This window comes from Bremerella alba (assembly GCF_013618625.1).
GTDB lineage: Bacteria > Planctomycetota > Planctomycetia > Pirellulales > Pirellulaceae > Bremerella > Bremerella alba.
The window spans coordinates 271,422-290,943 of sequence record NZ_JABRWO010000008.1 but is presented as its reverse complement, the minus strand read 5'-3'; the positions used below and the strand labels follow the sequence as shown (position 1 = coordinate 290,943).

Here is a 19,522-nt window from a genome sequence, read left to right as displayed (position 1 = left end):
CCCGACTTCATTCCCCATTTTGGCCTACTTGAAACGATGCTGTATCGCTTGTTCTTTCTTGTCGCGTTCTTTGGTTTCGCTTCCATTGCCTCCGCTCAGGAGGTCTCACCCTCGGTGGTAGACCGACCGGGCCTGGTTTGCTTCTGGGACTTTCAGAAGCAAACTGCCGATGGCTACGCCAGCAGCGGGCCCCATTCTTACGTTCTGAAACCTCAGAATGGCCCCATCGAACAGTCCGAAGACGGTATCTTCGGCACGAGCCTGAAGATTCGCCAAGGACAATGGCTGCTACTACCGCGGGAAGATTGCCCAGCATTGAACTTTCGCGGCAAAGACGAAGTCACGATCATCGCCTGGATTCAGCGCGAGAGCGACGCCAACTGGCAGTACATCGCCGGCATGTGGAACGAACGCGACGCAAAGCGGCAGTATGCTTTGTTTACCTGTGCTGGCAGTCAAACCAATTTTGAAACGATGGATCGCATTCCTGCCAAACATCAAACGCACGGCTACGCATCGGACGTGGGCGGGGCGACCCCCGGCAAGCCTTTTTGCTTCTCGTACGCTTCTGGCCAGACCAAGCTTCCCAAACGGCAGTGGACCATGATCGCTTACACCTACGATCACGAGTTCCTCCGCGTCTACGTCAACGGCAAACTCGACGAGCACCCAGGCCACAACCCGTTTCCCTGGAACAAGCCGATCTTCGAGGGCGGCAAGGACGGAGCCGATTTCACCGTGGCTCGCCAGTGCCTGCCCAATTGGCCCCACTATCCCCAGGCCGAGAAACCAATGCTCAAACAAGGCTTCGGCGGAAAGCTGGGCGGGGTAGCCGTTTATAAGCGAGCCCTATCTGCAGAGGAATTGGCGGAGGTCCATTCCGCTACGATTTCAGGTAAATAAAACCCAGGTGATGGGTCGCTTAATCGCGGCTCAACCGACGACAAACACTTTGCAAGCTGACGGCTCCTCACGATATCCATTTTAAGCAAAGCAACGCCCCGTTACGTGCGTTCTATCGTTAGGCATGTCCCCGCAACCACTTCCCCTGGCCGCCGTTAATTTACGCAGGTTGAAAACAACGGCGTAACGCATAAAATCAGCGGTTCAGACAACTTATTGCATTCGACTCCCCTATGGATTTTGATCATGGCCAACAGCCTTTCCCGTCCTGAACAGCCTGCACATAACTTCAAGCGTGTCGCGATCCTCTTTTCCGGCGGCCCGGCACCGGCTGCGAATGCTGTGATTTCGACCGCGGCTGTCTCGTTTATGCGAGCTGGCATCGAAGTCCTGGGGATCATGAACGGCTACTCGAACTTGATGGAGTTCGGTGCCGATCGTCCGATGGAAGAAGATCGCGACTACATTCTCTTCGACCACAAGTCCCTCAGCCGTAGCCGTGCCAAGCAGGGGATCATGATCGGTACTGCTCGGGCTAACCCCGGCAAGGCGATCTCGCACCCCGATCACTTGAAAGACAGCGAACGCTGCAAGGCCTTCAAAACCACCTACGACGCACTGTGCTCGCTGGGCGTGGATGCTTTGATTTCGATCGGTGGTGACGACACGCTGAAGACTGCCAACAAGTTCAAGATGTTCCAAGACACCTTGCCCGAAGGTAGCAAGAAGCTTCCGGTCGTCCACCTGCCCAAGACGATCGACAACGACTACAACGGCATCGACTTCACGTTCGGCTTTTTCACCGCGGTCGATTTCCTTTCCACCGAAATCCGTACACTGCTGTACGACGGTGAAGCCTCGAAGGCCTATTTCCTATGTGAAGCAATGGGCCGTAGTGCAGGTTGGTTGGCTTACGGCGCGGCGATCGCTGGCGAAGCTTCGCTGGTAATCAGTGTCGAGGACATCACCGGAGATTTCGTCGACAAAGAATACACCGACGAAAACGGCAAGCAGCGGAAAACGATGAACGTCCCAAAAGTGGTCGATCGCATCGTGAAGACCATGCTCGCTCGTGAAGCAGAAGGAAAAGAATTTGGCGTGATCGTGATGGCCGAAGGCCTAGCCGAAATGTTGCCGGAATCTTACCTCGAAGGTGTCGCTCGCGACGACCACGGCCACATCGCCATCACTGACATCCAACTCGGTCGTACGTTCAGCAAGTGGGTTGCCAAAGCCTACGAAGAAAAGACCGGCCGCAGCCGCAAAGTCACCGGTATTCAGTTGGGCTACGAAGCTCGCTGTACCAAGCCGCTTGCCTACGACGTGATCCTCGGCAGCCAACTCGGCGTCGGCGCGTACCGCGCCTTGGTAGAAAAGAAGCTGAACGGCGTCATGGTTTCGGCAAAGGGGCAGTTTGAACTGCAGTACGTCGACTTCACGGAACTGGTCGATCAAGAAAACCTGGTCACCGTCGTGCGTCACATCGAACAAGGCTGCGACTTCCAGAAACTCGCTCGCTTCCTGGAAACCTACGTCAACGACTAAGCCAGTCAAAAAGACAACGTTATTCACCCAAAGAGGCCGCCGAAGTGCGGCCTCTTTTCATGCACAAGCATGCCGAACGAGATCTTTTCCAACTGCCGGCCAACGTTAATCCAACAGGCACTGCCAAGCCTATGCGTATTGGGCGAAGTTATGCGGAGCAATTCTGGTCCATGTGGGTGGCATGCACTCGTCTAGTTGCTGGCTGCATACGCCCGGATTTCCATGAACGCCATAGAAATCTTCATTGACCCCGCTATTGCGGGGCGATAAAACCATTCTATGGCAGTCGTTGATTGGCATCCTTTTCTTTTAATATCTATTCTATTGAGGCGAGTCATGAGTAAACGCAATCGCAATCCAGGGGGCAATCTGGGATTCACTCTGGTGGAACTCCTAGTTGTTATAGCAATCATAGGGGTATTAATTGCCTTGTTGCTGCCTGCGGTTCAGCAAGCACGTGAAGCCGCTCGACGGATGCAGTGCAGCAACAACATGAAGCAATTGGGCCTGGGGATTCACAACTTCCATGATACCTATGGGTATGTCCCGGCTGGCGGGTCGGCGGACCAACAGCCCTTCGGAACGCATGCCACGGGATCTGGGTGGGGGAGTTCCTGGATGGTATTTCTTCTGCCCTTTATCGAGCAGAACTCGCTCTACGACCAAATGGATCTCAGCGGAGGCTCGGGGTGGAGTGGCAGTGTGGCAACCAATACGGCAGCCGCTAAAAATGTAACCTTGGATGCTTACCTTTGCCCTTCTTCTCCTTTGGAGGAATTTGCGGCTAATCCGCAATCCAACGGCCCGATCATGGCGCCAAGCTATGCCGCTATTTCTGGAGCCGTCAACGGCCTGATTCCCGGGTACACCGAGAGCCGGATTAACACACCTTCCTCGGCGACCGGTTGTTGCTCGGGAGGAATTGCCAGCGGAGGCGGAGTGATGATCCCCAGTGGAGAACTCGGGTTCGAAGCGATCACCGATGGAACTTCCAACACAGCCGTGATCGGCGAAATCAGTGACTCTTTAATTACAGCCAATGGGTCCAAGCACGATTATCGCAATGGCTATCGTCATGGTTGGATGATTGGCTGGCGATCAGCCAAATCTCCACCGAATGTCGGTAATGGAGGTGATCTGCGGACCTTCAATCAAGTAACAATTCGTTATCCCATCAACCAAAAGAAACGCCCCGGCACCGGTTGGCCCGATGGTCCAGGCAATTGCGGTTCGGACGGAATTTGTGACAACGCCAGCACCAACATGCCGCTCGTCTCGGCCCACCCAGGCGGCGTGATGACACTGATCGCCGACGGTTCTGTCCGGTTCCTGCCTGAGACCATGTCAATGGATTTACAAGGTCGTCTCGTGACACGAGATGACGGACAGGTCATCGAACTTCCGTAGTCCGCTGGCCGATTTTTCCTCGGGGCAACGCAAGAAGACGGTTGCCCTGGCTCCTTTTCCTATATCCCTTGAAACAACATGCGCAATTCATCCCAACTTATCACGGCCATGATGTTACTACTGGGAATCATTGTACTTGGCTGCAATTCCCAAGCTCCTATACCTAAGTCGTATCCCGTTCAAGGCGAAGTCACGCTCGACGGCATGCCGATGCCTTCGGGCGAAATCATTTTTGTTTCCGTGGCCGATGGAATTCGCGACACGGTAAAAGTTGCGGACGGAAAGTTCTCGGGAGAAGTCCTTCCTGGCGATCGAAAAATAGAAATCCGTTCTTATATTGCGAAGGAAGGGAACACCCAGATGTACGGAGCCGATGCAGAACCTTCGTATGTGAACATCATTCCCAAAAAGTACAACGAAGAGACCACGTTATCGGCTACAGTGACAGAGACCGCGGACAATTCGTTTTCCTTCGAGGTCACGTCCGATTAACTTGCCGAGGCTTGCTCAAAGATCGCCAGTTTGTCGGGGTTGCGATAGACATAAAGCGTCGCGATTTTGTCGTCGATCACCTCAAAGTGATAGGCGGCGATGATCTTTTCGCCCAGGTAACTGACGGCGCCTGGTGCACCATTGAACCAGGCCGGGCGATAGAGAATCGTTTGCTCGCGTTGGGCATAGCGGATAACCCGGACCATAAATGTAGTTACGGCATCGAAGCCAACGATCAAGTCTCGCGCGGCGCTGACTTTGCCTCCACCGTCGGTATGCATCACGACATCTTCCGACAAGACATCACGCAGACGATCTAAGTCCCCGGCGTTGACGGCCTGAAAAAACGCGTCGGAGATTCGCTTGATTCCGGCAGCGTCGGTCACGCTGCGTTGCTTTTCGCCACGCAGATGCCCCCGGGCTCTTTTCGCGAGTTGGCGGCAATTGTCTGCTTCCAGCCCGAGAATCTCGGCGACCTCTTGAAACTCGTAGCCAAATAAATCATGCAGAATAAACGCGGCTCGTTCGGCGGGTTTCAAGCGTTCGATCGTCAGCATAAGAGCGATTGAAATCGTTTCGTCCAACTCTGTGCGATCGGCATGATCGGCCAACATGGGCTCTGGCAGCCAAGGGCCGACGTATTTCTCGCGCTGATAGCGCACCGACTTGATACGGTCTAAACATAGCCGCGCACAAACACGCAGGTACCAACTTCGCGGCGAGTCCAACTGAGGCCGCCCGGCCTGTTCCCAGCGCAGATAAGCCTCTTGAGCAATGTCTTCCGCATCGGGAAGACTTCCCAGCATCCGATAGCAGAAACCAATCAGATTCTGCCGCAGAAGCTCGAACTGATCGCCGGTTACCATGACGTCGATTCCTTAAGATCGAAAAGGGATTGGTCCAATAAAACCAGGCGACGAAACTTTAAAAATCAAGTTTCGTCAGTTCGCAGTGATTGGCCATCCCCATCGCTCGTTTCAAAGTCGGATAGATGCGACAACCGACAATGACCACAGCCAACTCGGCAAAAGCTTCAATACCGTAATGATTGCGAATGCGTTCCATGCGGTCGGCGTCGTCGTTCTCGTTCTGTATCACGGCCATCGCATGGTCGTGAACATCGCGGAGAGGTTGTGGTAGCGACTGCGGAGCCTGGACGATCGCCTTGAGCAACTCGCGATCGACGCCTTGCTCGGCCCCCATTTTAAGGCTCAAGTTCATGCACGGGCCACAGTCTTCCGTTTTCATCACGGCAACTTTCGCCACGTAAAACGCTTCCAGCGGCAACACCTTATGAAAGTTGGGCATTGCCTGAGCGGCCGCGAAGGTTTCAAACGCTTCCGGCGAGTCCTCGAGTAACTGAATGAGGTAACCGTTATCGTAGTCAAAGTGCTGGCCAAACTGCTCCAGGCTCTCTTTCGCCTCTTGAGTATCCATGATCGTCTCCTCAGATGTCCGATTGGTATCCAACCAGGCAACGACTGCCTGCTACAGCTAATCAGACGATCGGCGTTGACTGAATGTGACAAATGCCATCGAAGAACTTTTCATGGTATTAGCGCCGGTGAAGAGGCAGCGTATGGCGTCGACGGGTGATTAGCGACGGATGTGGAACGATCAATCCAACATCAACGCTTCGCGGCAAGACAACGCCGCAGAGGTCAGCCATCGCTCAAGACGACGGCCATGTCATGGCGACCGACGGTGCCGGCGACCGCCGAAAGAACAACGGCCTGGCGGTCACCAATACACTGCGTTGACTGGCAGTTGCAATAAATCTTTTCTGACCAATGATTTACAGTTTTTCCATCATCTTTTTTGCTATCGAACGGGCTTGGTTGCCGCGAGCTTTCTCAAGTTGATTGAAATCTTCTTGCAACTCGACACCCTTGGTGGGGTCTTCTTCGTTGATCTTCTCGATGTTGGCCCGGATCGTGTCCATTTCACTCCCAACTTGGCCGGTCTCGACGATATAGCTAAGGTCCGTCTTAATCAGTTCGGCAGGCGGAGTAGGGTTCGGGGGAACGGGCGTGCTTCCCGGTCCGCAACCGAGGCACCCGACGCCAAGTGCAGACAAAATGATTACACGAAAGATTATCTGCATATATAAGTTCCTGGATGTCTTTACGATCGAAATGCCAAAGGCGGCTGAACGAACAAGCCAGCCGCCCTACAAGGAAACCTCAGGGGCAAGAAGAGGAAATATCTCAATCGTTAGAGTTACGGCAACTGAACGACCTTGCCGTCGTCGCGACCACCAAAATTTTGCCACGTCTCGAGGTCGATCGTTTCCGAAATAAACCGTGCGGACGCATCGCCCACGGTCACCAGAACGCCGCCAGGGTGACGGCTCCGCGGTGCGTAAACGCCGTCGCGATCGGAAGCGAAGCCGCTGCCGCTGTTTTGACAGTTGGGGTATTTCCAGTTGGGGGGGGCAAGCGTGTTAATTCCGGTCTGACTTGGCAACCCACAAATCCAATGTTGGCCATTGGTGCTATTGTGAGTTGTCAACCCTTCACAAGCTTGACCAAACGTATCAAGGGCAGACTGGGATGGATATGTCGTGAAAGACGCTGCGCTTCCACCTTTTCGAGGTTCTGACGAATTTCCATTCATCAAACTTGTATCGTTACGGTCACCCACCAATTGCTCGGAAGCCATCAACGTGTTACTCAGACCATCAGTGATATCCCTCATCGCGGTTTCGACTCCTGTGGTGGATCCGTTAGGTGCCGGCCCTCGAAACATGCCATTTTGCTGAGTTGGAGTGGAATATTTCGTGCTCGATCCAATGCTCACTGCGTAGTTGCAACCTGGACCATTGTCTCGATTGGTGGCAGCGGCAGGAAAGTCGCCATCTGACGGACACTTAAACGCTGCCAAGGGGGTAGCTCGGAGACTTTCCATTGGCCCATCGTACCAACGCAGCCAGAACTGCTGAGAAGTTGATGCGACTTGATCGCTCAAAGCTGACTGCTCGATGTACGGCAAAATCTGGGTAAATGCACTGTAACCGGGGTAGGGATATCCAGGATCCACGCCAGGCATATAGTTAAACGCCGGAAATGCATTGTGCGTGTCGTGATAGTTGTGCATCGCCAAGCCAAGTTGCTTGAAGTTATTCGAGCAACTCATTCGTCGTGCGGCTTCACGGGCTTGCTGAACAGCCGGCAATAGCAATGCGATGAGAACCCCAATGATGGCAATGACAACCAAGAGCTCCACGAGTGTGAATGCCGTCCGGTTCAACGTTTTCATGTTCCATTAATCCTGCATGAACAGAATAGAAAAAAAGAATGATACTAGAGACACGGGACTGGGGAAGTCTATAAGCCCAGAAACCCTACTCTATTGCTATTAATTATCCCTTGGCATTTCTACTTGTCAATGTAGCTAGGATCCCAGCAGGGTCCCCATGGCCTGATTTTTTACTTCAAAAACGCAAAATATGGCATGTAATTAGGCATTGCCAGTCCGATACGTTCCTCCCCGGTGCTTCGCAAAACCAACTTATTGAAAAGCTACCCTTATTTGGGGTAAGGTAAGAATCACTCAATTAGCAACAGTCATACTTCACGATATTAGGCGTAAGAGATCTTCCGCCGAGCGATCCCTCTTCCGGAGAATCAATCGCGATGAGTTCGGCCACGACGTTTCGATGTCCGAATTCCCAATGCCGTAAGGCTTTTCAGCAGCCGAAGGACGGCATTGGCAAGCGTGCTCGCTGTCGTCACTGCGGCACCATGATGGAATTGACGGAGAACGGTGCCGTCGAGGTTATGGTGTTGAACACGCCTCGTAATCGTCGTAAGGCCACCCTCACGCTGGGTGATAATACGCTGAGTACTCCTGGCGATGGCGTTGTGGCCCAGTACCGACGAACTTCGTCCGGGCAAATTGGACGCTTTGAACTGCAAGAGGTGCTCGGCACTGGTGGTTTTGGCACCGTATACCGGGCCTTCGACAGCATGCTGGATCGCGCCGTCGCGCTCAAGATTCCTCACGCTGAGAGAGTTCAAACTCCGGAAGCCGCAACACGATTCCTTCGCGAGGCGAAAGCGGCCGCTCGACTGACGCATCCCAATATCGTCCCGGTGTTTGACGCTGGGAAAGAAGAAGACACGTACTTCATCGCCTCAGGGTTCGTCGAAGGCAAATCGCTCGAAAAGTTTGTCGAGCCAGACAGCCCTCTGCGACCACGTCAGGCAGCACGCATTGTCGTTCTGCTGGCCCGTGCGGTTCACTATGCCCACAGCCAAGGAATCATCCATCGCGACATCAAGCCGCACAATGTGATGATCGACGAGGCGAATACGCCGTTCTTAATGGACTTTGGCCTGGCCCGCTTGGAAGACAATCAAGAGAAGTTGACCAAAGATGGTGCCGTCATGGGGACGCCTGCTTACATGGCACCCGAGCAGGCCAATCCCGAGCGAACGTCGGAAGTGGGACCACGTTCCGATCAATACAGCCTGGGGGCATTGTTCTACGAATTATTGACCGGTGACGCCCCGTTTCGTGGTCCCGTTCATCAAGTGCTTCTCCAGGTCATCTCCGAAGAGCCAGTGCCCCCGCGTCAACGACAGGCCGCCATTTCCGCCGACCTGGAAACGATTTGCCTGAAGGCGATGTCGAAAGATCCCAACCACCGCTTCGCCGATTGTGGGGTATTGGCCGACGACCTAGAGCGTTGGCTGGAAGATCGCCCGATCACTGCTCGCAAAGTATCGACCTTCGAGCGTGGCGTGCGTTGGGTTCGTCGTAATCCATTGATCGGTGGACTGGTCACGGCGATCGTGCTGGTCTCTTTGATTGGGTTCGCCGTCTCAAGCACAGCGTTGAGCTACTCCCTGGCCTCGCAAGAGAAAGCTGTAAGCGAGGCCGAGCGTGCCCAACGCAACGAAAAAGAGGCAAAACACCACGCCCAATTGGCACGCGATAACGAGTCCCTCGCGATCTCGCATCAGCAGTCGGCCGAAGTTGCACGACAAACTGCCGAAGAGGAACGAAAGAAGGCCGAGCAAGAACGCCAGAACGTAGTCGAGGCGCTAGACCGATTAAAATACCGAAACTATCTCACGCAGATGACGCTGGCCCATCATAGCTTTCAAGAGGCATCACCGGGAAACGTCGACCGCTTGCTCGACAACTCGGAACCGGAGTTTCGCGATTGGGAATGGCATTACCTCGACAAACTGCGCAAGACGCATCTCAGCGAACAGGCGATCGATTGGCTCAAAGGTTACGACCACCATCGCGGTTGTGCGATCTCGCCAAGCCTCGACGATATTATCTTGGAGCAAGACGGCATACTTCGCTCCATTTCATTGCATGATGGTTCCGTAAACTGGTCGCACCCCAGCGGTGGCCTGGGGGTCGAGGCGGCCGCTTTTAGTCCCGACGAGCGTCATGTCGCCATCAAATTGATCAAACAATCCATCTTCAGGATCTGCAGCGCGAAAACGGGGGAACCACTCTTCGACCTACCGAGCGAAACCAATACAGGCCGAGGCACAACGGCTTTTGCTGTTCAAGAGAACCGTCTGTTCACTGCCACCTTCGATCGGGTTGATCTCTGGGATCTCAAAACCCGAAAATCGATCCTGCAAACTCGTCCAAATCAAAAAGCGGTGATTAAGTCCCTCGCGGTCAGTCCCACCGGCGAACATTTTGCCGTTGCCTATGGTGGCTCGGTTTGTTGCGTGTGTAGCGTCGAAAGTGGCAAAACAATTTACCGGATCGAGACCAACGGCGGGACCCCCAAGCGAATCGCATTTAGCCCCGATGGAACGCTTCTGGTGACCTCTGGCGACGTACGCGACATTCAAGTCTGGGATATCAAAAAGAAAGCACTCTTAAACGTACTGCATGGCCATCGCGGGGGAATTGTTGACGTAAGCTTCAGCCCCGACGGCGAACGAATTGCGTCCGCAAGCGATGATCGTACGATCCGAATTTGGAATCTGAAAAAGCGACGTCCTCCCCAAATTTTGACAGGACATGCCGATGGAGTTCGGCGGCTACGCTATTCTAAAGATGGCGAGTCGCTTGTGTCCGCCAGCGCCGACGGTACCATCCGTTTTTGGGATACGTCTCTACGTCAGGACTTCACGCGATTGATGAACCTCGATGGCATCGCTGGCTCGGTTGCGATCAGCCCCGACGAGACTCAAGTAGCCGTAGGAACCGACCAAGGAAAGATCGAAATAGTCGAACTGCAGACGGGGAAGCACGTTGCGAGTTTCCCTGTGTTCAAGGGAATTGTCGCCACGCTCGACTACTCGAATGACGGGAAACAAATCGTTGCTACCGCATTTAACGACAAAACCATTCGGCTCATTGATTCTCAATCCGGAGAAGAAATCTGGGCAGTCGACGACCACCAACAACGCGTCTTCCAGGTTGCCTTTCACCCTAACGGCAAGTGGGTCGCGTCACGCGGATGCTATGACGGGTTTTTAGCCATCCGAAGCGTGGAAGATGGAAGCATCGTTAAGAAGATTCAGGCGTTCGGGAACTGGACCGCACCATTCCGCTTTACTGCGGACGGAACGAAGGTAGTCACTGCCGGTTGGAATATAGTGGAACTGTGGGACCTCGAGACCGGCAAGAAACTTCGCCGATACGTGGATCGTCCCGGGAAAGCTAACACCGACTTGCAAATCTCTTCCAATGGACTCGTCGCGGTTTCCAACAGCAACGGAACGATCAAGATATTGAATCTAGACACGCTTGAAGAGATCGCCACGCTCACGGGGCATGCCCAGAATATCTACTCCATCGCTTTCGGCCCGGAAGGACGCCGTTTGTTTTCCGCAGGTCTCGATACGACCGTTCGCGTTTGGGACGTGCCCACCGCGACCGAAATCCTCAACTTGCAAGGGCCAGCGTTCACGCTGGCAGATGGACGTTTTTCACCCGATATCGCTGCTACGTCCGACGGACGATTGATTACGGGGACCTACGGCAGCATCCTCTTGCTTTGGAACGGAAAAAAGTCGCACGAATAGAAAGTGCTACTTCGCCAGGAACAATAAAGTCCCCTTCTTGTTCCCCGCCACGATGTCAACTCGACCGTCGCTGTTCACATCTTCCAGCGTAATTTGCCGGCCGGTGCCGCTGTTGTCGTCGACGACGATCGGTTGGAAGCTCACTACGCCGTCGTCGGTACGACTGGTCAGGAAAACGACCAGCACCGCAGGATCTTTCGCACCGGGGTCTTTTCCATTGTGGGCCCAGTAGCATTTGCCGGTGACGATGTCGTTCAAGCCGTCGCCGTTCATGTCGGCCATTTCCACGGCGTGAAGTTGACTGAAGACCAACTCGCTGACCGACTTCTCAGGCGTACCCATGATCTCGTGTTGGGTAAACTTTATCTCGCCGTTTTCCCCTTTCGTCTGCTCGTGCCAAACCAGACCGTAACGATGGCCGTGCAGGCTGGTGACCACGTCGTTATCGTCGTCGCCATCCAAATCATACGCATGGATGCCTGCTCCGCCGGGGGCGAATCGATAGGCGTGTTTCTTCCAGGGAGTGGAACCGTCCCAATTTTCGGGCTGTTCCCACCACCCCTCAGGCATCAGAAAGTCTTGTCGGCCGTCTCCGTTGATGTCGCCTACACCGAGCCCATGCTGATAGCGGCCCCAACCTTGCTTTTCGGAAATGGGCGTCCACACCCAACGCTGCGTCGGATCCTTTTCATTGGGATAGGCATATCCGAGTTGCCCTTCAAAGTGACAAACAAGTTCCGGCTTGCCATCTCCGGAGATATCCAAGAAAGCCGGAGCTTCGTTATCGACGGCTGGAAAAGCGAAGTGTTTCTTCCAAGGCTTGTCGGACTGGCTGTTTTCGTACCAATGGGCAGGCGTGCCTGGCAAGCCAACCACAAGCACATCGTCGAAGCCATCGCCGTTGAAATCATCGACAAACGAGAAGAAGTTATCCGAGTACCCGCGATCGTTGGGAAACACCTTACCGTCGTAAAACGTGTGCTTGGTTTGAAAGTCGGGGCCGGCAAACCAATGCGGTCCGCAGACGATATCGGTCTGGTCATCCTTGTTGAAATCGCCCACACAGGCCCCTTCGGCGAAGTACTCTTGGGTGAGACGTGTCTTGCTGAAGTTCGGCTGATTGGCATCCTCAGCTGAAAGCGAACCAACACAAAGCAAGAGGGCAGGGGAGAGCAAGAGCAGGCGAGATAGCATGAGCGGGGAACTCCAGGCAGGGACAAGAAATCTGCATGTCTGAGACGCTCATTGTCCCATTGATATATTCACGTGTCACGTAAATATTTACCACAGCCTAAAGCGCACTCTCGGCTTATTCTTCGCTGTGCGTGCCCGCCTGGGCTTTCTCTTCGCGCATCCGGCGTACTTCTTCTTCTAAGGCCCGACGACTGGCGATGCGTTCATCGCGTAGCGAGAGAATATAGTTCTTGGTCGCAAAGCCATCGAGACCAGCCAGCAACACAATCCGCAGCAGAAGCAGGGAAACGCAGGCCCAGTAAAGGACGTAGAAGATATTTACCGGAACGATATTGCTGACCAAAAAGGCCGCGGCAATCAGCACGATCGTGTGGGTGACCTTGGTTCGCCGGCGCACCTGCGATAGCAGAAACTCGCGTTTGCGGTTGTCCCAATCGTTATGCTTTTCGACCATCTTGATCGTGTGCTGATGTTGAACATGCATCATCCAGGCAATGACGATCAACACGAAAGCAATCAGTGATGTGGCGAAGAGCATTAGCGATAGTCCGCCCTGTTCGTGTACGGCGTAGTTATTCGAGTTCCTGCAGCCAGGTTAACACCACTTTACCAACTTTGGCCAACGATGCTGCCGAGCAGTTCTCAGGCACGTCCTGCTGCGTGTGCCAATATTTTGGCCCATATCCCGGACTTGGGAAGTCGAAATCGATAATATCGATGATCGGAATCCCGCCAATATCGTGCAAGGGGACATGGTCGTCATTGATCGTATGTCGTGGCCGGCGAACGAATTCCGGAATATTCAGCCGGTTCGCCACACGCCAGATATCGATTACCAATGGCCGCGTGTCTTGCCAGGACAGACTGTTGCGCTCTTGGTAAATCTGCAGATCTTTGTCTCCCACCATATCGAGCAAGATGCCCCACTTATAGCGGAAATTGATGTCGGCACTGCGGTATCTTTGGGCCAGATAGGTCGAACCGAGAAAGAAGGGATCGCGCTCTTTGTCGAAGATAAACTCTTCCGCGTCCAAAAACACGACATCAATGCCATACTTGGTATCGAGCTCGCCCAAGTGCCGCGTCAGTTCCATCAGCGCCGCGGCGCCACTTGCTCCGTCGTTAGCACCCAGAAATGGTGCCTTCGGATTGTCGGGGTCTTCGTCGGCGTAAGGTCGGGTATCGTAATGGCAGCAAAGCAAGATTCGCTCGGTGCGTTCAGGATGAAAGCGGCCAAACAGGTTGGTCAGCGTGACCGGCTGACCTGTTTCCGGGTGACGAACCTCCCACGCCTGCCGAACCACCGTGGCCCCGTGCTGGGTCAGATGATCCTCGATCATTTGCTGCTGTTTTTGCATTGCCGGGGTGCCGCTAACGCGTGGCCCCAGGTCGCACATATCTTTCAGATGCTGGTAGGCCTTCTCGCCGTCGAAGGGAAGATATCGCGAAAGGTCCTCTGGGCCGTTCACATTGGCGGCCGGAGGTGCCGGGTCGCTACCACCGTTGAGGGCCAGCATCACGACAATCGCGACCACGCCAATCATTCCGGCAATGAGCGTACTCCAAAGCGGGATTCGTTGTTCTGGCTGATCGGACGGCAAAGTGAAGCTCGGTGAAGACACAGAAAAAGTCCAGGTTATGCAGCTTTAGGATGCCGCATATTGAGCAGGATGTCTACCTGACTCAAGACGTCCACCGTCGGAATTGCCTGCATGGCGTCGTTTCCGGCCCGGCGTCGTTGGCGGCTGGAAAGTGGCTGGTGCACATTTTGGATGGTCCGGTGGATGCCGCGACACGGACTATAATACTCTGCTTTGGTCACGCCGAACAAGGAAATGGTCGGCGTATCGAGGGCCACACCGAAGTGCAACGGCCCCGTATCACCGCTAATGAGCAGCGAAGCATGGCGGATGGTTTCTTTCATCTCCGCGATCGACATTTTGGGCAATATATTAACGCAGTGCGGGGCGATCGAACGAGCCGCTTCCGCCGCTTGCTCGGCGTACTGGTACTCGGTCTCGCTTCCCCACAGAAGCAAACTTGGCATCTCGTAACGCATAAACAGGTCGGCCGCGACCTCGCCAAAGCGGGCCGGAACCCATGTTTTCGAGAACCACCCGGCACCGACGTTCAGCACCGCATAGCGACCGCCGGCGATGACCGACGAGCGGCTGGCCATCGTCTGGTGGGCGACGTGGTCGTACGGCATCTGAAACTCAAGCGTGGGATTCTCAATACCCAGCGGCTCGAGCAATTCCAGGTATCGCTGCGCAATGTATTTCGAAGACGGAGCAACACGCACTCCGGCCAAGTTGGGGGCCAGTTCGCGCGATTGTCCGCGTGTGAAAGTGATTTGATGTTTTCGACCGGAAAGCCAACCTGCGACGGCGCTCTTGGTCAGGCCTTGCACGTCGAGCACGATCTCGAACTTATGTCGCGAGAGGGCTCGGCGAAGTCGGTTGATTTCGGTCGGATTGGTCAGCCAACCTTTTTCGACCGTAAACAAAAAGTTGAGATCGGTCCGATCGGCCAAGACCTTTGATGCGGCCGGCTCGGCCACCCAGCCAATTTGAGACGCGGGAAACGCCTTGCGCAGCGCACACAGCACCGGCAGCGTAAGGACCGTATCTCCCAGAGCACTGAGGCGAGTGATTAGAATGCGGGGGGCAGGTGATAGCATGGATTCGACAACTCCTTTTGTCGCGTGCCAGTTCCATCGGCACGGATGCGGAGCGTATCGTAGGGACTATCGACCTGCGATGGCAATAGAGATTCGCGACGGGGCCGCCTATTGATAGCCTTCGCGAAGTTGCCACTTTCCGAGGATCACGTCCAATTCTTTGGTCTCCGACCCACGAACGGCAATCATTTTGACCTTGTCGCCTGCTTTCTTGTCTTGCAGCAACGCAATCAAGTGGGTGAACCCTTCGACCTTTGTTCCGTTGACTTCGGTTACCGTATCACCGCCACGCAAGCCGGCCTTGTAGGCACCGGTGTCTTGGTCGACGCTTTGAACGACACAGGGGGGCCGGTTACCATCCGCGGAACCACGCACGCCCAGGAAGCCACCGCTGCGGAACTTCAAGCTATCCGGCAACACGCCTGGCAACGCCGAGCGAACCCGCTGCTGTTCTTGCGGGTCCTGGAAAACCTCTTTGCCATCGACCACCATTCCGAACAGTTCTGCCTGACGCAGAGATGTCATCTTGGTAAGTAGCGGAGCAGGGGACGTTTTCAAATTTAGATAGTAAAGCCGCACAAATTGAATCTTGTCTAGAATGGGCTCCAGTTCTCGCAGCATTTCGATATCGACCGGTCCATCTTTGATTGTCATATGATCGACGTTCGGCATTTTAGCGATTTCGGCAAACCAGTCCGCCGTGATCTTGTCGTTCTCGATCTGAACATCTTCGATAAACCCCAGGTGCTGCAAGTAATGCAGATGCTGGGCCGAGCCGGTGTAGTCATTAGTGATCCAAATCGCTGGCCCTTCGTCTAGCCCCTGAAACCCTTGCACGGGGGCGTAGCTTGTGAACTTCACACCTAAACCACTAAGAATACGAATAGCCCGCTCGCGTTGAATCGGTTCAATTTTCTTCAGTACATCTCCGGCGTACGCACCCACCCGGTCGTTCTCGGTGGCCGCAATCAACGCAAGCTTGGCGCTGGCTTCGATCTCGGTCTCGATATCGTCCCCAATCGCGAACGCGCGCAGCACATGAATGCAGCGAAAGGCCTTCTCTAAACTACCGGTGCGAACGGCATCGGCCAGAGGCCCAATCGCCGACTGCTGGGCACTAATCAGTTTCTGCGTGGCATTTTCGCGCAAGAGGAACTTGTCGCTGTCGAGTTGATCGATCCACGAAGTAATCTGGGCCGAGGTCGGCGGCTGCTCTGCTGGGGCACCCTCGGGTGGCTCGGCCGCCGAGGCGATCGGCGATAGCATGATGCCGCCCCAAATCAGGCAACCTAACAGACTTAAAGTTCGACAACGTGTCACGAGCGATCTCGGTTGAGGGGACGACGACAGGCGAGGCGTGTTCTGCTATTGTGGGAAGATATGGCCAATTATTCCAGGGCAAAACCAATTTCCCGCCCCTTGCATACTCGCCGCTGACCAACATGACCGCTGCCGATCTGGCCTCATTTCAATATAACTTGCTCGACTTTGGCTCTGGGCGAAAGTTAGAACAATTCGGATCGGTGGTTCTCGATCGGTATTCTCCGTCCGCGGAAGGATTTAAGGCCACCAAGCCCAAGCTCTGGTCCCAGGCGATTGCCAAATACGTGCGTCGAAACGAAACCCAGGGAGACTGGATCGATGCCGATCAATTGCCGACGGCCTGGCAGGTCGCCGCTGGCCCTTTGAAATTTCGTTTGAAAACAACCAAGTTTGGCCACTTGGGACTCTTCCCCGAGCAGTTCGCCAACTGGAACTGGCTAATCCAAACGTGCCGCGATAGCCCCCGTCCGCTAAAAGTCCTCAACTTGTTCGCCTACACCGGCGGATCTTCGCTGGCCTGTGCCCTAGGCGGGGCCGAAGTCACCCACGTTGATGCGGCCGCCAACGTCGTGAAATGGGCACGCAGCAACGCCGAGCTTTCCGACATGACCGAGGCCCCAATTCGTTGGATCGCGGAAGATGCCCGCAAGTTCGTCAAGCGCGAAATCAAACGCGGCAACACCTACGACGGCGTGATCCTCGACCCGCCCAGCTACGGCCATGGCTCGAAGGGGGAAGTCTGGCGAATCGATAAGCATCTGCCCCTTTTAATGGGAAGCCTGAACAAGCTACTCAGCGAAAATCCCAAGCTGTTATTGCTCACCTGCCACTCGCCGGGCTATGAAGACGATACGCTCCGGCACATGATGGGAGAAGCATTCCCCAGCGTTTCTTCCCGCCAAATCAAAGCCGGTGCGTTGACCATCCAAGATCGCAGCGGACGCCATTTACCCAGCGGGTACTACGCGAGTTTCGCACGCGTAAATTAGAATTTCTTTCTCGCCTTTCAAGGAAGTGACTTCCCTAACGAGAACTCTTTATGGAAATCATCCGCTCGCTTCAAAACACGCAAATCAAGTCGGCCGGGAAGCTTCGCGACCGGCGGGGGCGTGCGCAGCAGGGGCGAACGATTATCGATGGCCTCCGCGAGATCCGTCGGGCCCTGCAAGCTGGCTTTCCGATCGAAACCATGTTTGTGCTTCCGGAAGCCTTTTCTGGTCCTGAGCCTGCTGAATTCGAACAGGTTCTCGCCGATCATGGTGATGTGCAGATTCTGCACGTGACCCGCGATGTCATGGAGAAACTGGCGTTTGGCCAACGTGTCGAAGGGGCGGTCGCCATCGCGAAAATTCCTGAAAAGAAGCTCGGGGATGTGGTGCTTCCGGAATGCCCGCTGGTGGTCGTCATCGAACAGGTCGAGAAGCCGGGCAACGTCGGAGCCATCTTACGAACGATGGACGCCGTAGGGGCCGATATCCTGATCTCGGCCGATGGTCGCACCGATCTATTCAACCCCAACGTCATTCGCGCCAGTTTGGGTACGATCTTTTCCGCCACCGTCGTCGATGCGACCTCGGAAGAGACAATCGCGTTCCTGAAGAACGACCAGTTCCAAATCTATGCGGCCCGGGTCGATGGGTCGGTACCCTATTCAACCGTCGACATGAAGCAGGCCACGGCCCTCGTTCTCGGCAGCGAAGCCCATGGTTTAAGTGACCAATGGCATCGCCCCGGCATCGTCAACATTCACCTGCCCATGCAGGGAATCGCCGACAGCCTGAACGTCTCGACCACCGCCGCGGTCTTGCTGTACGAATCGCTGCGCCAGCGGTCGTAGCGGATCGTCTGGCCGAAGAGAATTAGGGGTTGGCCCAGAGATTTATCTCTGGGTCGGCAACGCCGACAAGCGGCTAATGCAAGAACGTGAACAAATAGCTAAGTCTCTATCGGGTTCAAACCCAACTCACGAGCCACTTGTGGCCGGTGGCCACCCAGAGATAAATCCCTGGGCCAACCGTTGGTTCAGTACGAACCGATGACTAGCTTTCGCTGGTCTGAATCATGGCAGCCTTCAACGTATTCTCCAGCAGCATCGTGACCGTCAGCCGTCCCACGCCACCAGGCACCGGTGTGACAGCTCCGGCGACTTCCAGCAACGCGTCGTAGTCGACGTCGCCGCACAAACCGTCATCGGTGCGATTGATCCCTACGTCAACCACCACGGCCCCTGGTTTGACCATGTCGGCGGTCACAAACTTGGCGACACCGATCGCGGCCACCAAAATGTCGGCCTGCTGGGTCAATTCCTTAAGATTAGGCGTACGACTATGGGCCACCGTAACGGTGGCATTGGCGTAGTCCGCTCCGCATGTCTCGCTCGTTCGCTGCATGAGCATCAACGCCAATGGCTTGCCGACGATGTCGCTGCGGCCAAGAATAACAACGTTCTTCCCGGCGGTCGGCAGATTGAAATGCTTCAAAATCTGCACGACACCATGCGGTGTGCAGGGTAAAAAGTTCGGTCGCCCCTGCGAGAGCAGTCCGACATTGCTGGGATGAAAGCAATCGACATCCTTACGCGGGTCTATCGCATCCAACACCTGCGAGGCATCCAAATGCTTCGGAAGGGGTAGCTGAACCAGAATGCCGCTCACGTTGTCATCGTGGTTAAGCTGCTCAACGAGTTGCAGAAGGTCGGCCTGCGAGATGTCGTCAGGCCTGCGAAACAGCTGACTGGTCATGCCCACCTTTTGACAAGCCCGCTCCTTGTTGCGTACGTAAACCTGGCTGGCAGGGTCCTCGCCAACCAAAACAGCGGCCAGACAAGGAGTTACGCCCGATTTTGCTGTGAACGCGTCGACCCGTTTGGCGATATCGTCTTGCAAAGCGGCGGAGACCGTTTTTCCGTCCAAAATAGTCGCAGTCACAGGAACCTCGTTAGTCAGAAAGCGGGCATGGAGGGGAACCG

General features: G+C 54.9%; 18 protein-coding genes. 8 read left to right on the top strand and 10 right to left on the bottom strand.

What is annotated here, in order from left to right:
- Positions 1 to 48 precede the first annotated feature (48 nt).
- The 4 genes from HOV93_RS15450 (at position 49) to HOV93_RS15435 (ending at position 4,347) form a co-directional block, all read left to right on the top strand.
- A complete protein-coding gene (locus tag HOV93_RS15450; protein ID WP_207397410.1) occupies positions 49 to 903 on the top strand; it encodes a LamG domain-containing protein in 855 nt (284 codons plus the stop codon).
- Positions 904 to 1,149: 246 nt separating this feature from the next.
- Positions 1,150 to 2,448, top strand: coding sequence for a 6-phosphofructokinase (locus HOV93_RS15445; RefSeq protein ID WP_207397409.1), 1,299 nt, complete (start codon positions 1,150 to 1,152; stop codon positions 2,446 to 2,448).
- 336 nt (positions 2,449 to 2,784) lie between these two features.
- Positions 2,785 to 3,855: a DUF1559 family PulG-like putative transporter gene (locus tag HOV93_RS15440; RefSeq protein WP_207397408.1), complete on the top strand. Its 1,071-nt coding sequence runs from the start codon at positions 2,785 to 2,787 to the stop codon at positions 3,853 to 3,855.
- Positions 3,856 to 3,933: 78 nt separating this feature from the next.
- On the top strand, positions 3,934 to 4,347 hold the full coding sequence (locus HOV93_RS15435) for a hypothetical protein (RefSeq protein ID WP_207397407.1): 414 nt from the start codon (positions 3,934 to 3,936) through the stop codon (positions 4,345 to 4,347).
- Here the strand turns inward: HOV93_RS15435 and sigJ are convergent.
- A complete protein-coding gene (gene sigJ, locus HOV93_RS15430; RefSeq protein ID WP_207397406.1) occupies positions 4,344 to 5,213 on the bottom strand; it encodes an RNA polymerase sigma factor SigJ in 870 nt (289 codons plus the stop codon). The genes HOV93_RS15435 and sigJ overlap by 4 nt on opposite strands.
- Before the next feature lie 58 nt (positions 5,214 to 5,271).
- Entirely contained in the window at positions 5,272 to 5,784 is a 513-nt protein-coding gene (locus tag HOV93_RS15425; RefSeq protein WP_207397405.1) for a hypothetical protein, read from the bottom strand.
- A gap of 155 nt (positions 5,785 to 5,939) precedes the next feature.
- On the opposite strand from HOV93_RS15425, the gene HOV93_RS15420 reads away from it, so the two are divergent.
- On the top strand, positions 5,940 to 6,107 hold the full coding sequence (locus HOV93_RS15420; protein WP_207397404.1) for a hypothetical protein: 168 nt from the start codon (positions 5,940 to 5,942) through the stop codon (positions 6,105 to 6,107).
- Between the two features lie 35 nt (positions 6,108 to 6,142).
- Here HOV93_RS15420 and HOV93_RS15415 read toward each other — a convergent pair whose 3' ends face one another.
- Both HOV93_RS15415 and HOV93_RS15410 read right to left on the bottom strand, forming a co-directional pair.
- On the bottom strand, positions 6,143 to 6,451 hold the full coding sequence (locus HOV93_RS15415) for a hypothetical protein (RefSeq protein WP_207397403.1): 309 nt from the start codon (positions 6,449 to 6,451) through the stop codon (positions 6,143 to 6,145).
- Positions 6,452 to 6,567: 116 nt separating this feature from the next.
- Positions 6,568 to 7,605, bottom strand: a complete 1,038-nt coding sequence (locus HOV93_RS15410) for a DUF1559 domain-containing protein (RefSeq protein ID WP_207397402.1) — start codon at positions 7,603 to 7,605, stop codon at positions 6,568 to 6,570.
- Positions 7,606 to 7,982: 377 nt separating this feature from the next.
- On the opposite strand from HOV93_RS15410, the gene HOV93_RS15405 reads away from it, so the two are divergent.
- The gene (locus HOV93_RS15405) at positions 7,983 to 11,357 is read left to right on the top strand and encodes a protein kinase domain-containing protein (protein WP_207397401.1); all 3,375 of its coding nucleotides are present in this window, start codon (positions 7,983 to 7,985) and stop codon (positions 11,355 to 11,357) included.
- A gap of 6 nt (positions 11,358 to 11,363) precedes the next feature.
- Here HOV93_RS15405 and HOV93_RS15400 read toward each other — a convergent pair whose 3' ends face one another.
- The 5 genes from HOV93_RS15400 to HOV93_RS26440 form a co-directional block, all read right to left on the bottom strand.
- Positions 11,364 to 12,551 (bottom strand): FG-GAP repeat domain-containing protein, encoded by a 1,188-nt coding sequence (locus tag HOV93_RS15400; protein ID WP_207397400.1) that lies wholly within the window; start codon positions 12,549 to 12,551, stop codon positions 11,364 to 11,366.
- Positions 12,552 to 12,666: 115 nt separating this feature from the next.
- The gene (locus tag HOV93_RS15395; RefSeq protein ID WP_207397399.1) at positions 12,667 to 13,089 is read right to left on the bottom strand and encodes a hypothetical protein; all 423 of its coding nucleotides are present in this window, start codon (positions 13,087 to 13,089) and stop codon (positions 12,667 to 12,669) included.
- 34 nt (positions 13,090 to 13,123) lie between these two features.
- Positions 13,124 to 14,173, bottom strand: a complete 1,050-nt coding sequence (locus HOV93_RS15390) for a M28 family peptidase (protein ID WP_315853420.1) — start codon at positions 14,171 to 14,173, stop codon at positions 13,124 to 13,126.
- 14 nt (positions 14,174 to 14,187) lie between these two features.
- The gene (locus HOV93_RS15385; protein ID WP_207397398.1) at positions 14,188 to 15,231 is read right to left on the bottom strand and encodes a glycosyltransferase family 9 protein; all 1,044 of its coding nucleotides are present in this window, start codon (positions 15,229 to 15,231) and stop codon (positions 14,188 to 14,190) included.
- Between the two features lie 108 nt (positions 15,232 to 15,339).
- The gene (locus tag HOV93_RS26440) at positions 15,340 to 16,551 is read right to left on the bottom strand and encodes a PDZ domain-containing protein (protein WP_207397397.1); all 1,212 of its coding nucleotides are present in this window, start codon (positions 16,549 to 16,551) and stop codon (positions 15,340 to 15,342) included.
- Here HOV93_RS26440 and HOV93_RS15375 point away from each other — a divergent pair.
- Both HOV93_RS15375 and HOV93_RS15370 read left to right on the top strand, forming a co-directional pair.
- A complete protein-coding gene (locus HOV93_RS15375) occupies positions 16,545 to 17,543 on the top strand; it encodes a class I SAM-dependent methyltransferase (protein ID WP_207397396.1) in 999 nt (332 codons plus the stop codon). The genes HOV93_RS26440 and HOV93_RS15375 overlap by 7 nt on opposite strands.
- Positions 17,544 to 17,593: 50 nt before the next feature.
- On the top strand, positions 17,594 to 18,391 hold the full coding sequence (locus HOV93_RS15370) for a TrmH family RNA methyltransferase (protein WP_207397395.1): 798 nt from the start codon (positions 17,594 to 17,596) through the stop codon (positions 18,389 to 18,391).
- A 202-nt stretch (positions 18,392 to 18,593) separates the two neighbouring features.
- Here the strand turns inward: HOV93_RS15370 and folD are convergent, their stop codons facing one another.
- Positions 18,594 to 19,481 carry a bifunctional methylenetetrahydrofolate dehydrogenase/methenyltetrahydrofolate cyclohydrolase FolD gene (folD, locus tag HOV93_RS15365; protein WP_207397394.1) on the bottom strand — a complete coding sequence of 296 codons (888 nt, stop codon included), beginning with the start codon at positions 19,479 to 19,481 and terminating at the stop codon, positions 18,594 to 18,596.
- Positions 19,482 to 19,522 lie beyond the last annotated feature (41 nt).

Coding starts and splice junctions, on each gene's coding strand:
- HOV93_RS15445 (WP_207397409.1), top strand. CDS start 1,150: ATGGCCAACAGCCTTTCCCGTCCTGAACAGCCTGCACATAACTTCAAG.
- HOV93_RS15440 (WP_207397408.1), top strand. CDS start 2,785: ATGAGTAAACGCAATCGCAATCCAGGGGGCAATCTGGGATTCACTCTG.
- HOV93_RS15435 (WP_207397407.1), top strand. CDS start 3,934: ATGCGCAATTCATCCCAACTTATCACGGCCATGATGTTACTACTGGGA.
- sigJ (WP_207397406.1), bottom strand. CDS start 5,213: ATGGTAACCGGCGATCAGTTCGAGCTTCTGCGGCAGAATCTGATTGGT.
- HOV93_RS15425 (WP_207397405.1), bottom strand. CDS start 5,784: ATGGATACTCAAGAGGCGAAAGAGAGCCTGGAGCAGTTTGGCCAGCAC.
- HOV93_RS15415 (WP_207397403.1), bottom strand. CDS start 6,451: ATGCAGATAATCTTTCGTGTAATCATTTTGTCTGCACTTGGCGTCGGG.
- HOV93_RS15410 (WP_207397402.1), bottom strand. CDS start 7,605: ATGAAAACGTTGAACCGGACGGCATTCACACTCGTGGAGCTCTTGGTT.
- HOV93_RS15405 (WP_207397401.1), top strand. CDS start 7,983: ATGAGTTCGGCCACGACGTTTCGATGTCCGAATTCCCAATGCCGTAAG.
- HOV93_RS15400 (WP_207397400.1), bottom strand. CDS start 12,551: ATGCTATCTCGCCTGCTCTTGCTCTCCCCTGCCCTCTTGCTTTGTGTT.
- HOV93_RS15395 (WP_207397399.1), bottom strand. CDS start 13,089: ATGCTCTTCGCCACATCACTGATTGCTTTCGTGTTGATCGTCATTGCC.
- HOV93_RS15385 (WP_207397398.1), bottom strand. CDS start 15,231: ATGCTATCACCTGCCCCCCGCATTCTAATCACTCGCCTCAGTGCTCTG.
- HOV93_RS15370 (WP_207397395.1), top strand. CDS start 17,594: ATGGAAATCATCCGCTCGCTTCAAAACACGCAAATCAAGTCGGCCGGG.